Annotated in this window: 18 protein-coding genes; 5 read left to right on the top strand and 13 right to left on the bottom strand. The window is 59.7% G+C overall.

The features are described from left to right. Positions 1 to 68: 68 nt before the first annotated feature. The gene (locus ACSQ26_RS00585) at positions 69 to 296 is read right to left on the bottom strand and encodes a hypothetical protein (RefSeq protein ID WP_436005268.1); all 228 of its coding nucleotides are present in this window, start codon (positions 294 to 296) and stop codon (positions 69 to 71) included. A 133-nt stretch (positions 297 to 429) separates the two neighbouring features. After that, positions 430 to 873, bottom strand: coding sequence for a tol-pal system-associated acyl-CoA thioesterase (gene ybgC / locus ACSQ26_RS00580; protein ID WP_436005266.1), 444 nt, complete (start codon positions 871 to 873; stop codon positions 430 to 432). Between the two features lie 83 nt (positions 874 to 956). Between ybgC and ACSQ26_RS00575 the strand changes: the two genes are divergently transcribed. Beyond that, complete coding sequence (locus tag ACSQ26_RS00575; RefSeq protein ID WP_436005264.1) at positions 957 to 1,460, top strand: hypothetical protein; 504 nt, start codon at positions 957 to 959, stop codon at positions 1,458 to 1,460. Positions 1,461 to 1,581: 121 nt separating this feature from the next. Next, positions 1,582 to 2,079, top strand: coding sequence for a hypothetical protein (locus ACSQ26_RS00570; protein ID WP_436005262.1), 498 nt, complete (start codon positions 1,582 to 1,584; stop codon positions 2,077 to 2,079). On the opposite strand, the gene ACSQ26_RS00565 is transcribed toward ACSQ26_RS00570, so the two are convergent. The 8 genes from ACSQ26_RS00565 to ruvC are packed head-to-tail and all read right to left on the bottom strand — an operon-like array spanning position 2,076 to position 6,600. After that, on the bottom strand, positions 2,076 to 2,975 hold the full coding sequence (locus tag ACSQ26_RS00565; RefSeq protein ID WP_436005260.1) for a metallophosphoesterase: 900 nt from the start codon (positions 2,973 to 2,975) through the stop codon (positions 2,076 to 2,078). The genes ACSQ26_RS00570 and ACSQ26_RS00565 overlap by 4 nt on opposite strands. Continuing rightward, a complete protein-coding gene (ruvB, locus tag ACSQ26_RS00560; RefSeq protein ID WP_436005258.1) occupies positions 2,976 to 4,016 on the bottom strand; it encodes a Holliday junction branch migration DNA helicase RuvB in 1,041 nt (346 codons plus the stop codon). Next, positions 4,013 to 4,417, bottom strand: coding sequence for a PIN domain-containing protein (locus ACSQ26_RS00555; protein ID WP_436005256.1), 405 nt, complete (start codon positions 4,415 to 4,417; stop codon positions 4,013 to 4,015). Before ACSQ26_RS00555 ends, ruvB begins: the two co-directional genes overlap by 4 nt. Next, complete coding sequence (locus tag ACSQ26_RS00550) at positions 4,417 to 4,686, bottom strand: AbrB/MazE/SpoVT family DNA-binding domain-containing protein (RefSeq protein ID WP_436005254.1); 270 nt, start codon at positions 4,684 to 4,686, stop codon at positions 4,417 to 4,419. The genes ACSQ26_RS00555 and ACSQ26_RS00550 overlap by 1 nt, the downstream gene beginning before the upstream one ends. 57 nt (positions 4,687 to 4,743) lie before the next feature. Beyond that, positions 4,744 to 5,358 carry a Holliday junction branch migration protein RuvA gene (gene ruvA / locus ACSQ26_RS00545; protein WP_436005252.1) on the bottom strand — a complete coding sequence of 205 codons (615 nt, stop codon included), beginning with the start codon at positions 5,356 to 5,358 and terminating at the stop codon, positions 4,744 to 4,746. A gap of 10 nt (positions 5,359 to 5,368) precedes the next feature. Next, positions 5,369 to 5,785 (bottom strand): type II toxin-antitoxin system VapC family toxin, encoded by a 417-nt coding sequence (locus ACSQ26_RS00540; protein ID WP_436005250.1) that lies wholly within the window; start codon positions 5,783 to 5,785, stop codon positions 5,369 to 5,371. Continuing rightward, positions 5,766 to 6,032 carry an AbrB/MazE/SpoVT family DNA-binding domain-containing protein gene (locus ACSQ26_RS00535; protein ID WP_436005248.1) on the bottom strand — a complete coding sequence of 89 codons (267 nt, stop codon included), beginning with the start codon at positions 6,030 to 6,032 and terminating at the stop codon, positions 5,766 to 5,768. The genes ACSQ26_RS00540 and ACSQ26_RS00535 overlap by 20 nt, the downstream gene beginning before the upstream one ends. Positions 6,033 to 6,087: 55 nt before the next feature. Then, positions 6,088 to 6,600 (bottom strand): crossover junction endodeoxyribonuclease RuvC, encoded by a 513-nt coding sequence (gene ruvC, locus ACSQ26_RS00530; protein WP_436005246.1) that lies wholly within the window; start codon positions 6,598 to 6,600, stop codon positions 6,088 to 6,090. A gap of 257 nt (positions 6,601 to 6,857) precedes the next feature. Here ruvC and ACSQ26_RS00525 point away from each other — a divergent pair, with 257 nt between their 5' ends. Further along, on the top strand, positions 6,858 to 9,155 hold the full coding sequence (locus ACSQ26_RS00525) for a methyl-accepting chemotaxis protein (protein WP_436005244.1): 2,298 nt from the start codon (positions 6,858 to 6,860) through the stop codon (positions 9,153 to 9,155). 53 nt (positions 9,156 to 9,208) lie between these two features. On the opposite strand, the gene ACSQ26_RS00520 is transcribed toward ACSQ26_RS00525, so the two are convergent. Beyond that, positions 9,209 to 9,589 carry a nuclear transport factor 2 family protein gene (locus tag ACSQ26_RS00520; protein ID WP_436005242.1) on the bottom strand — a complete coding sequence of 127 codons (381 nt, stop codon included), beginning with the start codon at positions 9,587 to 9,589 and terminating at the stop codon, positions 9,209 to 9,211. A gap of 40 nt (positions 9,590 to 9,629) precedes the next feature. Between ACSQ26_RS00520 and ACSQ26_RS00515 the strand changes: the two genes are divergently transcribed. Then, on the top strand, positions 9,630 to 10,145 hold the full coding sequence (locus tag ACSQ26_RS00515) for a hypothetical protein (RefSeq protein WP_436005240.1): 516 nt from the start codon (positions 9,630 to 9,632) through the stop codon (positions 10,143 to 10,145). Between the two features lie 77 nt (positions 10,146 to 10,222). Then, complete coding sequence (locus tag ACSQ26_RS00510) at positions 10,223 to 11,224, top strand: LLM class flavin-dependent oxidoreductase (protein ID WP_436005238.1); 1,002 nt, start codon at positions 10,223 to 10,225, stop codon at positions 11,222 to 11,224. Positions 11,225 to 11,276: 52 nt separating this feature from the next. On the opposite strand, the gene ACSQ26_RS00505 is transcribed toward ACSQ26_RS00510, so the two are convergent. Next, a complete protein-coding gene (locus ACSQ26_RS00505; protein ID WP_436005236.1) occupies positions 11,277 to 12,023 on the bottom strand; it encodes a YebC/PmpR family DNA-binding transcriptional regulator in 747 nt (248 codons plus the stop codon). A gap of 99 nt (positions 12,024 to 12,122) precedes the next feature. After that, a complete protein-coding gene (locus tag ACSQ26_RS00500; RefSeq protein ID WP_436005234.1) occupies positions 12,123 to 12,959 on the bottom strand; it encodes an MBL fold metallo-hydrolase in 837 nt (278 codons plus the stop codon). Between the last annotated feature and the right edge of the window lie 90 nt (positions 12,960 to 13,049).

Here is a 13,049-nt window from a genome sequence, read left to right as displayed (position 1 = left end):
TGAAGGAAGCCCGGTCCGGCAGGGCGGCGGACCGGGCTTCAGGGCAATCTGCGCCTTGGCGAACGGGGTTAGGCGCAGATGCGGACTTTCTTCAGATAGGGATTGCCATGGAAATCGTATTTCAGGGTTTTCTCGATGCGGCAGCCGGGCAGGACATATTTGGTAACCACCGTGGCTTCGATGCGGCTGGTCTTCTGGGCGGCATCGAGGCGAACCGTCATGCCGGCCTGCGAAACGGCCGCAAAACCCAGTGCGCCGATGCCGATTACCAGTGCCATCGTCAGAATCTTGCGCATCGTTTCGAACCTTCTTGCTGTCCCGTTTCCAGTGGGCCAAACCCATCCGTTGCATCTGTTTTCGCACGGAGAGCGGCCGACGGCTGTTACGAAGGGAACAGCTATTCAAAGTTCGTAACGCGGTGATGACGTTTCAGGGGTTCTCAGGCGCGAGACTTGTTACAATCGCTGCCGGCAGACGCCTCGGCCGCCCGCCGCGATTGATGACGGCAATGGTGACGCGGGCGGCAATCAGCACCTTCTCGCCAAGCCGGACTTCCTGATCGAGAACGAGCTTTGCCGCCAGCGCCCTTTCGGTCTTCGTGACAACAGTCAGGATATCGTCCATCCGTGCCGATGCCTTGAATTCGATTTCCATGCGATGGACGACGAAGGCCAGCCCCTCACCCTCCGCGGCGTGCAACTTCACCTGATCGACGCCGAGGCAGCGGAGATAATCCGTCCGGCCGCGCTCCATGAAATGCAGGTAGCGGGCGTGATAAACGACGCCGGAGAAATCCGTGTCCTCATAATAGACCCGCTGGGTCAGCACGTGACCCTCTGGTGTCAGGGCGCCGGATAGGGGAATATTCGTCATGGGCTAGCCGTAGTGATGTTAGCGAACTCTGCGCGGAAGCCCGCGGTCGTCGCAGCTATACTGGCAAGCGAAAGGATATGACAATGCCCATTCGTTCCGGACTGATCGTCGTACTCCGGCTCTTCGCGATCCTACTGCTGCTTCAGATCGCAGGATATTTGTTGGCCGTCGCGGCAACCATGCCAGGTTCGGAGGGAGCTTCGAAGCTACCGCAGATCGCGATCGCATCCTTCCTGCTGATCCCATTCCTGCTGATCTTCTGGGGCTCCGCTGAGATCGTGGATTTCCTTGCTCCGAGATCGGCCGAAATCGTGCCGGAGGGGCCGGTGTCGGAAGCCGGCTTGCAGGCGATCGCCTTCAGCGCGCTGGGTGCCTTCATTCTCTATCTCACCCTCACCGAGACGATCGGCCTTTTGGCCGCCTGGCATTATGTGAGCCTGACTCCTGGTTCGGAATCGCTCTATCCGGTTGAGAAGGTGCCGCAAAACCTTCTGGGCTGGGTGATCGGTATCTATCTCCTGCTCGGCGGCCCAGGCCTGGGCCGGTGGCTCAGCAACCTGAGGCGCGCTGGCGCGAAGGCAGACTGAGGCACTAAACCCGCGCCTTCTTTTTTAGTGGATTGACGCGCTGGCTGGTCCGATAGTGGTTGAAAGCTCTTTCGAAATCGCGATGAAGTAGCATTGTCTTTCGCTTTTTCAGGGATTCCGCATGACCATCCGTTCCGGCCTTGTCGTTCTCATGCGCGCGGCAGCCATATTGCTTGCCTTCCAGGTCGCAATCTACATCATCGGCGTCATTGCGCTGCCGGGTACGGCCACTGAAGCCAAGTTCGCACAAATCGCGGCACTGTCGCTTCTCTTCGCGCCGTGCCTCGTGATCCTGTTGTTCGCCGAGCCGATGGTGAACTTGCTGACGCCGAAATCATCCGAACTACTCGCGGAGACCGAAACCAAGCCCGACGACCTTCAAGCCATCATTCTGAGCGGCGTTGGGGTCTATGTGCTCTATTATGCAATCCGGGATACGATCTTCCTGCTCGTCGCACACCAGCAATTGGATCAGTTCACGACCTCAATGTGGTTGACGGCCGACTATTACCTTCTTCCGCTTATCGGCTGGCCGCTTGGTCTCTATCTTCTCATCGGCGCGCCCGCCCTGCGCCGCTTGCTCGGACGGCTGCGGCGTGCTTCACCGCCCCTCGACTAACCGAGTTCCAGCAGCACGATCTCTGGCGGCGCCATGAAGCGCACGGGCGCTATCGAGCAGCCGAGCCCGCGCGAGACGATGATGTGCATGCCGTCTTCCACGACATGGCCGCCGGCATATCGCGGGCCGTAGCGCGACGGCACGACCGGCTTCCAGCCGAAGACATTGATCTGTCCTCCGTGCGTGTGGCCGGAAAGCGTGAGACAAACACGTGGCGGAACTTGGGGGAAGATGTCCGGCTCATGCGCGAGCAGGATGACCGGCGCCATGTCGGTCACCTGCGCAAGCGTCGCCGGCAGCTTGTCCATGCCCATCCATCGCGTGCGGTTGAATCTTCGGCCCGGACGCATGGCGGATTGATCACCCAGGCCCGCGAGCCAGAACGGGTGGCCGTCCTTTTCGAGCCGGACGGCCTCGTTGACGTAAACTGGAATGCCGATCGCGCGCAGCGCTTTCTCCGCGAACGTCGCCTGCGATGGGTCACGCTGGAAGGTCAGGTCCTCCCAATAATCGTGATTGCCGAGGATCGCATGCACACCGAGCGGCGCCCTGAGGCCCGCCATGGCCTTGGACCAATCCTGGGAATGGACATAGTCCGTCACGAAGTTCATGCCGCTGACATAATCGCCGAGCAGCAGGATCAGGTCCGCATCGAGTTCATTGGCCCGGTCGCATATGCCTTTGATGCGTTCCGCGCTCATCCACGGCTCGCAAGCGTGGATATCGGAGATGACGGCGATTTTCAGCTTGAGCCCGGGCGTCCAGTTCGGCGGCGTGAGCTTGTACTCCTGGATTCGTGGACGCGCCATGACCTCGGAAAGCGGATAGCCGACCATGGCCGCAGCCAGAATCGCACCGCGCAGGACGAACTTCAGGAACCCGCGACGTGTGAGCAATCAATCCTCATCCTGGAAAAGCGCGAACTGCGTCGCTGCAAGGTTTGGCGGCGGGTTGAGGCCCAGATGTTTCCACGCATTTGCAGTCAAAACACGGCCGCGCGGTGTACGCTGGATGAAACCCTGCTGGATAAGATAGGGCTCGATAATGTCCTCGATCGCATCGCGCGGCTCGGACAGGCCCGCCGAGATCGTCTCGATCCCCACCGGCCCGCCGCCGAAATTCATCGCAATCATGTTGAGGTAGCGCCGGTCGAGCTGGTCGAAACCCATATGGTCGACATCGAGCCGGGTCAGCGCCTCGTCTGCGACCTTCCGATCCACCGTTTCAACCCTGGCGACCTCGGCGAAATCACGCACCCGGCGCAGCAGCCGGCCGGCGATACGCGGCGTGCCCCGCGCCCGCCGCGCGATTTCCCTGGCACCTTCGTTCGTGATCGGAAGAGCCATGATACGCGCGCCCCGGCGCACGATGAGCTCCAGTTCCTCGACGGTATAGAAATTGAGCCGCACCGGAATACCGAACCGGTCGCGCAGCGGATTGGTCAGCAGGCCCAGGCGCGTGGTCGCGGCGACAAGCGTGAATTTCGAAAGGTCGATCTTCACCGACCGGGCAGCGGGGCCCTCGCCGATGATGAGGTCGAGCTGGTAGTCCTCCATCGCCGGGTAGAGGATTTCCTCGACCGCCGGGTTGAGCCGATGGATTTCGTCGATGAAGAGCACGTCGCGCTCCTCGAGATTGGTCAGCAACGCCGCGAGATCGCCAGCCTTGGCAATGACGGGACCCGAGGTCGAACGGAAATTGACGCCGAGTTCCTTCGCCATGATCTGGGCAAGCGTCGTCTTGCCCAGCCCGGGCGGGCCGACGAACAGTACATGGTCCAGCGCCTCGCCGCGATTCTTGGCCGCCTCGATGAAAATCTTGAGATTGGCGCGCGCCTCCGCCTGGCCTGTGAATTCATCGAGCGACTGCGGCCTAAGCGCCGTATCGATATCGTCGCCACGCCGCTCGGGCGTCAGCAGGGCATTGGGGCCGGTCATTGCAGGAGTTCCATGCCGGGCACCTTGCGGGCGGCTTTGATGTCGAAAGTGTATGTCAGACTGCAACCGGCAATTCGATTGAACTCTCCAACCAGTGTATCCGCAAAATCGGCCCCAGATTCCCGTGACTCCAAAAGAGCGTGACCGATGATCTCGTGCTCATCCAATTCAACCGAGCGCTGTTCCAGCAGCAGTTCCACAAAACCCAGGCATTGCTCTCGCGAATAGCCGTACATTCTCCGCAGCGTCCATACCGCTTCCAGCACGACGATAAGATTGACATACAGAACATCGTCAGAAGCAAGTTCGTTGAAGAGCCTCGCGGCGGCTCGCTCCTGAACATCGTCGTCGTGCACGACAAAACGAATAAGGACATTAGTATCCAGACCGATGCGAGCCATTATTCGTCGTCATCCTCTAAACCAAGCACATGGCGGCCGGCTGCCTCTTCGACGGCCTTATCGATTTCCTCTAAAGTTGATCCAGCGCCTTTGGGTGGCTTTCCTAGCAGTCCCGCAAGATCGTTGAAATTCTTGTTTTTTGGCATCACGACGATGTCGCCGCCACGCACCCAAACGTAGCATTGGTCGCCCGGCAGTATCTGCAACTCGTCCCGAATTTGCTTGGGAAGCGTCATCTGCCCCTTCGAGGTTATGGTAACAAGACCCATGTGACTAATCCGTCCTTACAATTCTGAAAAAGTAAGGAAATCCTACCTTGAAACCAATCACCGCGCCAGTTCCTTCAGACCCAACCGGATCAGCCTGGCGCTATCCGCACCCTCGCCCCCATTCCTCAGCGCCGTGGCAATCGCGTTGGCCGCCTGGTCGCGGGAATAACCGAGATTGGTGAGCGCCGAGACGGCATCCGACACGGGAGCAGCCGCCACGCCTTCGCCGATCTCCTGCTTCAGGCCGATATTGATCGATTCGCCCGCAAAAGCCGGCGCCTTGGTCTTGAGTTCGGTCAGGATACGGATCGCGACCTTGGGTCCGACGCCCGGCGCCCGCGAAATTGCCGTCTTGTCCTGCAGCGCGATCGCATTGGCGAGTTCGGAGGGCGTCAGCGTCGAGAGCACGGCAAGCGCCACCTTCGAGCCGACGCCCTGGACGATCTGCAACAGGCGGAACCACTCGCGCTCGAGCGCCGTCATGAAGCCGAAAAGCTTGAGTTGATCCTCGCGCACATAGGTCTCGATGAACAGCACCGCCGCTTCCCCCACCGAGCCGATTCGGCCGAGCGTGCGCGACGAGCAGAAGGCGACGTAGCAGACGCCATGCACATCGACGAGTACGTAATCCTCGCCGATTTCCTCGACCGTGCCTTTCAGTTTTCCAATCATGTCAGCACTTTCAGGGATGGGTTTCGGGTGTGATCAGTTCTATGGCCGGGAAATAGCTTGAATACCTGGGTCCATCCCGTGTGAGCAAGCGATGGCCACCGAACTCGGCATGCGCACCGATAAAAAAATCCGGCAGCGTCCGTTCACGAAGTCCGCCTGCAAGCCGGTATCGCCGGTGAGCCTTACCCGCGGCGAACGCCGCCTCGAAAGGAAGGGCCTCCCGCTTCAGTGCAAGCATGCCGAATACTGACGAGAGCTCGGCTTCCGACAAGGGTGAGGACGCGAGTTCGGCCCAGATGACGGGATTGACGACGAGAACGCCATCTTCAATGCAACGCTCCAACGCCCCTAATGACCACGCCCTGTGCCCGGTAGCCGGCCCCAGCATGTCGATCAGGACGTTCGTATCAACGAGGGTCGAGGTCATCGCGCTCGCCTCGCAGCCATATCATGTACTCATCGGTCGTCATTCCATCCAGATCGAACGTCCCTTCGACCTGTTTTGCCCAATCCTCAATTCGCTCGCGGCGTTCGGATGATGTCGTTGCATCGGATTTGACGAGAAGCGCGCCCCTCTCGGATGCAATGAATTCGACCTCCGAACCCGGCTTGATGCCAAAATGGTCCCGGATGTCCTTGGGAATTGTAACCTGGCCTTTTTCAGTCACGCGCATGGTAATACCTCTGCGGTATTACTTGTCACGCCAAACAGAACAAGTCAAGAACAAATCAGAGATTGGCGATCTTCAACCGCGCCCGCGCACCGCCCATATGGTGGGCATGGCAGATGGCAATGGCCAGCGCGTCGGCCGCGTCGTTGCCGACAAACTGAGCTTTCGGCATCAGCACTTTCAGCATCATATGGATCTGCTGCTTCTCGCCATGACCGACGCCGATCACCGCCTTCTTGACCGCATTCGGCGCATATTCCGCGACCGGCAGGCCGGCGCGCGCCGGCACCAGCATGGCGATGCCCCGCGCCTGGCCGAGCTTCAATGTCGCGACTGCATCCTTGTTGACGAAGGTCTGCTCGACCGCCGCTTCATCCGGTTTGTGGATATGCAGCACGTCGGACAACCCATCATGAAGCTGGCAAAGCCGTGACGCGAGATCCGCCTTGTCGTCGGATGTAACCGTGCCGGACGCCACGAATCTGAGGGAATTGCCGAGCGTTTCGATGACGCCCCAGCCGGTGCGGCGAAGGCCGGGATCGATGCCGATTATTCGAATCAAGCTGTTCATGGAGACCTTATACGACGCCCTTGACCGGTCCGCCATTTGCCCAACGGCGGCTCGCGCCTAAAAAATTCAATAAAATTTGAAATAACAGAGATCAAGCGTCTGAAAATTAACCACGAATTAAGCGGTTTCCCGCGAAGAATCGATCTTCGAAGAAGGCAGAAAACTGCCTCGGGGAACGCATGACCACCGGCCACCAGATGCCTCCTTCCCGGAAGGTCCACGTCGTTCCGCCGCGCCGCCACGTGATGGAGCCGTCAATGCCCAGACTTCTACATTCCCTCCAGGGAAAAGTTATCGCGGTCTTCCTTGTGTTGATCGTCATCTCGGAGACGGCGCTCGCGCTGCTCAGCTACTATAGCTCCAACACGATCTTCCTCGACCAGACCAAGACCTCGATGCAGAGCATTCTGACCTTCCGGTCGTCGAACCTCTCGAGTCAGTTGAACCAGATCAGCGACCAGGCTTCCTCGCTCGCCAAGATCGAATCGCTCGGCAAATCGATGGTCAATCTGAAAAGCGGCTGGAAAACGCTCGACAAGACGCCCGGCGATGCCAAGAAGGAACTGCAGAAGTTTTTCGTCAGCGGCAATCCAAACCCTGCCGAAGAACGCGAGAAGCTGATCAAGCCGGAAGGTCCCGGCGGCTACTATTATTCCGCCCATGAGGAACTGCAGCCGCAACTCGCCAAGGTCCTTGCCGCGACGCCCTTCAAGGACATGCTGATGCTCGATGCCAAGGGCAACATCATCTATTCCTACAAGAAGGCCGACACCTTCGCCGAGAATGCCACCGATACCCGCTTCGTCGAAAGCGGCCTCGGCAAGGTCTTCGCCGAGACCATGGCGAACGTGAAAAAGGCCGAGACGGATGAAGTGCCCGGCGCATTCTCCGGCCTGATGATGAACAAGGAAACCGGCAAGTCCGATATCTATGCCGCTGTCCCACTGGTCAATCTGGGCCAGTTGCGCGGCATCTTCATCTTCCAGGTCCGCGACGATGTGATCGGCAATATCCTGTCGATGGGTATCCCGGCCGGCAGTTCCGAAAAGACCAACATCATTACCGCCGATGGAACCGTGATCGGCCTCAACGACGCCGGCCAGCTCGTGACAGTCGATGCCGCCGCCTACGCCTACAAGGATGCGGCGCTCGCCGATACCGCCATGACGGTTGCCGCATTCGCTCGCGCCGATGGCTCGGCCACCAGCTTCAGCATGCCGCTTGTCGAAGACAATGCGAAATACCTGATCTCGGAAAGCGTGCTCGATAGCGAACTCCAGGCTGGATCCCTCCAGATCGCAGGCCTTCTGACCCTTGTCGGAACGCTCGTTCTTGCCGTTACCTCGGCCATTGCCTGGTTCGTGCTGCGCCATATGTTCGGCCCGCTCGGCAAGCTCGCCACCGCGACCGAAGCTGTCGCCAGCGGCGATCTGAACATTACAGTCAAGGGCGCGTCTCGAAAGGACGAGCTCGGCACAATGTCGCGGGCGCTTTCGAGCTTCCGTGACTCACTGCTGGCCCAGCGCGTGCTGGAGTCCCAGGCCAGGGCGGCCCAGGTCGCTGAAGAAGAGGGCCGCCGCAGCCGTATCGAGGAACAGCAGCGCGAAGCCCAGACGCTGCAATCGGTCGTCTCCGCACTCGGCGAAGGCCTCACCCGCATGGCAAGCGGCGATCTCGCCTACCAGATCGACCAGGCTTTTCCGCCGGCGCTCGAAGGTCTGCGGCACAATTTCAACGCATCCGTCGACCAGCTCGCCGAGGCGCTGGCCGCGATCAGCCGCAACTCTAACGCTATGCGCGCCGGCACCGAGGAAATGCGCTCCTCCGCCGACCAACTCGCCGAGCGCACGGAACGCCAGTCGGCGTCGGTCAGCGAAGCGGCGACGGCAATCGACCAGATCACCAAGGCGGTCAAGCAGCAGATGGCCCGCGCCGAGGATGCGAGCAAGATCGCCCGCGATGCCAATGCCGGCACCCAGGCGTCGGCCGACATCATGGAACAGACCATCAAGGCGATGGAAGCCATCCAGGGTTCCTCGCAGCAGATCAACACGATCATCTCGGTGATCGACGAGATCGCCTTCCAGACAAACCTTCTTGCGCTCAATGCCGGCGTCGAGGCGGCCCGCGCCGGCGATTCCGGCAAGGGTTTCGCGGTCGTCGCCCAGGAAGTACGCGAACTCGCACAACGCTCCGCGAAGGCCGCCAAGGAAATCACCGACCTGTTGTCGAAATCCACGACCGAGGTCGAGGCCGGCGTGTCGATGGTCGAGAAGGCCGGCAAGGCGCTCAAGGGCATCGGCGGCCATGTCGAGGCGATCAATGTGCAGATTGCCGCGATGATGGAATCGACCCGCGAGGAAGCCGAGACATTGCGCGAGATCAACACCACGGTGAACGAGATCGAAACCATGACACAACAGAACGCCGCCATGGTCGAGGAAACCACCGCCTCTATCCATCAACTGGCGCAGGAAGCCGGCGAAATGGATGGCCGCATCGGCCAGTTCCAGTTGGCTGAGGAAGCCGACAACCAGTGGCGCAAGGCCGGCTGATCACGGCCGTCATTCAAACGAAAGGCTGCGGCATCGTCCGCGGCCTCTTGGTTTCAGAACATGCCGTTCGGATTTTCGGAGTGCTCGGGCAACACCTGCAGCACGTCCCAATGCTCGACGATCTTGCCATTATCATCGAGGCGGAAGATGTCGATCCCGGCATAATCGTGATCGCCGGGCCAATGCTGATGGCAATGAAGTACGACGAGATCGCCCTCGGCGATGGCACGTTTCACGGTCACCATCTTGCCCGGCCATTCCTTCGACATCCGCTCGAAATAGGCGATGAAGCCCTCCTTGCCCGTCGCAACATGCGGATTGTGCTGGATATATTCGTCGCCGACATAACGCTCGATCGCCTCGCGCGGCCGGCACTCGTTGAACATCATTTCGTAGAAGGCAATGACATTCCGTTTGTTGGTTTCAAGGTTCATGGCATGTCTCATCTCTAAGAATGAATCGACAAGCACTTGCTTGGCGACGACAACTTTGGAAACATTGGTCAATCCGCGCTGCAAAAAGGTCGCAACAATGAGCTTTGAAACGCTCAGAAAGAACCAGCATATCAAGGTGTGGCAGGACAGCGCCAGCATAGACGTAACGTATGAAAACCATGTCCAGATTTGGGAAGATCTCACGCAGCTTCGGAAGCGGCCAAACTCCAGGATCGATTATCAGGCAAAACCGCAGATTCTCAAACTTCGCATGGGCGACAATCGATTTTCCAAAGAGAGTGCCGAAATTGCGGTCGCAGCTTTCGACGAAGAAACCCTGGATGTCCTCATCCATTTGCTGGCAACAGTTCTGCATGGCAGACGGGTCGAGGCTAGGTTCTTCGAGTTCCAGATGAAATTCAACGACGGCGAGCACGCTGACTATCGCTTTACCATCTGCTTTGATTCCGAACTCTACTCCTACGCCCAACAGAACATGGGTCAGGTAGAGGAATTCACGCCGTATGCGCAACCATGGGACAAGATCGTAAAGTAGTCCGGCCGCGCCCCATCCTTGACTCCGCCACCGCGCATACCCAAGTCAGGTCGAATTCTCCTCCCAAGGATTTGAGCATGATCCCCTTTTCCATTCTCGACCTCTCGCAGGTCGTCGAAGGCGGCACTGTCGAAGAAAGCTTCCGCAACACCGCCCGCATGGCGAAAGCCGCCGAGGACGCGGGCTATCTGCGCTACTGGCTTGCCGAACACCATGGCATGCCGGCGGTCGCAAGTTCCGCGACCTCGGTGCTGATCGGCCACGTCGGCCATGCGACCTCCAAGATCCGCATCGGCTCGGGCGGCATCATGCTGCCGAACCATGCGCCGCTGGTGATTGCCGAGCAGTTCGGTACGCTGGCTGCACTGTTTCCGGGCCGTGTCGATCTCGGCCTCGGCCGCGCGCCGGGCACCGATATGCGAACCGCGCGGGCCTTGCGCCGCGATCTGGACGCAGGCGCCCATACATTCCCCAACGACATCCAGGAACTGCAGCGCCTGTTCGGGCCGGTCGAGGATGGCCAGCAGATTCTCGCCATGCCGGGCGTCGATTCCAATGTGCCGATCTGGCTGCTGGGCTCCAGCCTCTATTCGGCGCATCTCGCCGCCGCTCTCGGCCTGCCCTATGCCTTCGCCTCGCATTTCGCGCCGGACGCACTGATGGATGCGATCGCCATCTATCGCGAGCGCTTCCAGCCCTCGGCGCAATTGGACAAGCCTTACGTCATGGCCGGCATCATGGGCGTCGTGGCCGATACCGATGCCGAGGCCAAATATCATTTCACCTCGGCCCAGCTGCAGTTCATCAATCTCCGGCGCAATGCGCGCGGCTATTTCCCCAAGCCGGTGGAAAACATGGACGAGCACTGGACCGAGAGCGAGAGGTACAATGTCGAGCACACGCTGCAATATGCGATCGTCGGCTCGCCGAAGGCCGCCGAGCGTGACCTCGCCGATTTCATCCGGGTCACGGGCATCGATGAACTGATCATCTCGATGCCGATATCAGATGTCGATGCGCGGCTGAGATCGATCGATCTCTTCGCCGGCCTCGACACGATCGTCCGCAAGGCGGCATGAAAAAGCCCGGAGCGATCTCTCGCTCCGGGCTAATTTCTGATCGCGCTCAGGCTCAGGCCGAAAGCTTGGCCATGACGTCCTCGGGAATGTCCATGTTGGTATAGACATTCTGCACGTCGTCATCGTCTTCAAGCGAGTCGGTCATCTTCATCAGCGATTGCGCGCGCTCTTCATCGACCGGAATGGAGTTCTGCGGCCGCCAGATCGCCTTGACCGTCGAGGCTTCGCCGAGCTGGGCTTCGAGTGCCTTGGACACTTCGTTGATCGATTCGAAGGCGCAATAGACGTAGTGCCCTTCCTCATCGGTCTCGACGTCATCGGCGCCGGCCTCGATCGCCGCTTCCATCACCTTGTCGGCATCGCCAGCGGAGAGCGGATAGACGATCTCGCCGACATGGTCGAAGGAGAACGACACAGAGCCGGTTTCGCCGAGTGCGCCGCCGCCCTTGGTGAAGATCGAACGGACATTGGAGGCCGTGCGATTACGGTTGTCGGTCAGGGCTTCGACGATGACGGCGATACCGCCGGGACCATAGCCCTCATAGCGGACCTGGTCGTAAGTCTCCGCATCGGCGCCGGAGGCCTTCTTGATAGCGCGGTCGATATTGTCCTTCGGCATCGATTGCGCCTTGGCGTTCTGGATTGCCAGGCGAAGTGCGGCGTTCATCGTCGGGTCGGGCAAGCCGGCCTTGGTGGCAACGGTGATTTCGCGCGCGAGCTTGGAGAACATCTTCGAACGGATGCCGTCCTGCTTGCCCTTGCGGTGCATGATGTTCTTGAACTGTGAATGGCCGGCCATGGCACCCCTATGCGTCCTGTTTTCCCTAGAGGCGGCCTTATATTGCCGGAAAAGGCTGTGTTCAAGAGGGTGTGGGCGCGTTTCGGGTTCGGATTTCGGTCAAACTCCCTTCAGGACATAGATCGTGGGCTTCTTCGGCAGCGAGCGGACAGACACCTGTATCGTATCCTCGGGCGATCTGAACACGTCATATCCGGAGCCGAACATGCCGAGGAAATCGTCGATCACCGGACCACGGCGATGCATGGGCAGAATCACCGAAGACCGCAGCCGCTGCACCACCTTGCTCATTGATTGCTTGCCCATGGTCAGCCCGCCATCGACAGGCACCATCAGCACGTCGAGCCTGCCGATCTCGGCATAATGTCCTTCAGCGAGTTCGTGATGCAGATGGCCGAGATGGCCGATGCAGAGCCCCGCGACCTCGAAGATGAAGATCGAGTTGCCGTTTTCCTCGAACGTGCCCCACCTTCGGATATCGGTCGTCACGTTGCGGATGAACGTATCGTCCACCATCAGCTCATGCTTGATTGCCTCGCCCGGTGTGTCGCTCCAGCCATGCAGCACATGCTGGATTCCGGGGTCGGGCGTCAGCGTATAGTGGGTGGTATGCGCGTGATTCATGGTCGCGACCATGGGCCGGACCGGCGGCTTGTACCAGCCATTGTAGTCCGTGGCGATCGTCACGCCACCCGGCGTCTGGATGTAGAATGTGGAATGTCCGAGATAGGTGATCGTCACCGGCTCATCGGTCATCGCCGCCGGCTGCGACTTGATCGAATCGGCGCTGGGCTCGAAACGGGCGAAGGTCGCGCCTGGCAGATTGCCGGCAATCGCCTGGCACTGGCTGAAATGTCGGGGTTTGGCGTCCTCAGCATGCGCTACGGAGACGAGGAATCCTACGGCAGCAAGTGCCGATAAAAGCCATCGGAGCATCGCATACCTCCATTCAGCCTTGTCGCAGCTGCGAAAGATGCGGCACCATCATACGATCGTCCACCCTGAAAATCCCGGCGGCCGCTCACA

It is taken from the genome of Rhizobium sp. LjRoot254 (genome assembly GCF_964254105.1).
GTDB lineage: Bacteria > Pseudomonadota > Alphaproteobacteria > Rhizobiales > Rhizobiaceae > Rhizobium_E.
Note: the sequence above shows the minus strand (reverse complement) of the source record. Positions and strands in the feature narration are given on the sequence as shown.